Source organism: Xylophilus sp. ASV27, assembly GCF_016428875.1.
In the GTDB taxonomy this organism is placed as follows: domain Bacteria; phylum Pseudomonadota; class Gammaproteobacteria; order Burkholderiales; family Burkholderiaceae_C; genus Xylophilus.
In genome coordinates this window covers 1-1,319 of record NZ_JAELTO010000229.1, presented here as the reverse complement: position 1 = coordinate 1,319, position 1,319 = coordinate 1, and the positions used below count along the sequence as shown (strand labels likewise).

General features: G+C 75.4%; 2 protein-coding genes and 1 pseudogene. 2 read left to right on the top strand and 1 reads right to left on the bottom strand.

The genetic code is table 11. The features are described 5' to 3' along the window. The first annotated feature begins 59 nt into the window (after positions 1-59). On the top strand, positions 60-722 hold the full coding sequence (locus tag JHD63_RS22535) for a bifunctional enoyl-CoA hydratase/phosphate acetyltransferase (protein WP_370590619.1): 663 nt from the start codon (positions 60-62) through the stop codon (positions 720-722). A gap of 3 nt (positions 723-725) precedes the next feature. Here JHD63_RS22535 and JHD63_RS22530 read toward each other — a convergent pair whose 3' ends face one another. Then, positions 726-1,181, bottom strand: a complete 456-nt coding sequence (locus JHD63_RS22530; protein ID WP_233168549.1) for an FAD-dependent oxidoreductase — start codon at positions 1,179-1,181, stop codon at positions 726-728. On the opposite strand from JHD63_RS22530, the pseudogene JHD63_RS24290 reads away from it, so the two are divergent. Beyond that, a pseudogene (locus JHD63_RS24290) lies at positions 1,128-1,319 on the top strand (hypothetical protein); the annotation flags it as partial. The gene JHD63_RS22530 and the pseudogene JHD63_RS24290 overlap by 54 nt on opposite strands.

The window sequence follows — 1,319 nt, the reverse complement described above, 5'->3', positions numbered from 1 at the left end:
CCCCCCCCCCCCCCCCCCCCCCCCCCCCCCCCCCCCCCCCCCCCCCCCCCTTTTTAGATGTGTATAAGAGACAGGCGCTGGCGCGCGAGGGCGCGCTCGGCGCGCTCATGAAGGGGTCGCTGCACACCGACGAGCTGATGTCGGCCGTGGTCGACAAGGCCTGCGGGCTGCGCGGCGACACGCGCATCAGCCACCTGTTCCTGTTCGACCTGCCGCGCTATCCCAAGCTGCTCGGGCTGGCGGACTGCGTGGTCAACATCGCGCCGCCGCTGGCGGTCAAGCGCGACATCCTCGGCAACGCCATCGGCCTGCTGCGCGCGCTGGGCGTCACGCACCCGAAGGTCGGCATCGTCGCCGCGGTGGAGACCGTGAACCCGGCGATCCCGGCCACGGTGGATGCGCAGGCGCTGGTCGAGATGGCGCGCCAGGGCGCCTGGCCCGGCGCGACGGTCGAAGGCCCGTTCGGCTTCGACAACGTGATCTCGGCCGAGGCCGCGCAGATCAAGAAGATGGCCTCCAGCGTCAGCGGCGACGCCGACCTGCTGCTGGTGCCCGACCTCAACGCCGGCAACATGCTCTACAAGAGCTTCACCTACATCGGCGGCGGCGAGTGCGCCGGGCTGGTGCTAGGCGCGCGCGTGCCGATCGTGCTGACCTCGCGCGCGGACTCGCTGCCCTCGCGCATCGCCTCGGTGGCGCTGGCCGTGCTGGCGGCGGCCTGAGACTCAGGTCGCGCGCCGGGTGTCCAGCGCCTGGGCCTGGGCCAGCGGCAGGGCCAGCGGCTCGCCATGCCAGCGCGCGGCCAGCAGCTCGGCGCACAGCGCGGCAAAGCAGAGGCCGCGCGAACCCAGGGCGGTGCAGGCCCACAGGCCCGGCGTGTCCGCAGCCAGCGGGCCGAGCAGCGGCCGGCGGTCGGCCGAGGCGCAGCGCAGCCCGACCCAGTCCTGGACCGCGCCGCGGCGGAAAGCGCCGTCCAGCGCGCGTGCGGCCGCGGGGTGCAGGCGGGCCAGGCGCGCGTGGTTGGCGCGGCCGTCTTCTGCGCGCGGCGCGGTGTCGGTGCTGTCGCGGTCGAAGGTGGCGCCGCTGAGCCAGAGCGCGCCGCCCTGGTCGGGCACATGGGCGATCAGATGCCCGTCGCCATTGATTGGCTGCCGGGGCAGGGCGCCTTGCGCATCGGCCATGCGGCCCCAGGCCAGTTGGCCGCGCACCGGCTGCAGCGGCAGGCCCGGCGCCAGCGGCCCGCCCCTGTCTCTTATACACATCTAAAAGGGGGGGGGGGGGGGGGGGGGGGGGGGGGGGGGGGGGGGGGGGGGGGGGGG

Coding starts and splice junctions, on each gene's coding strand:
- JHD63_RS22530 (WP_233168549.1), bottom strand. CDS start 1,181: ATGGCCGATGCGCAAGGCGCCCTGCCCCGGCAGCCAATCAATGGCGAC.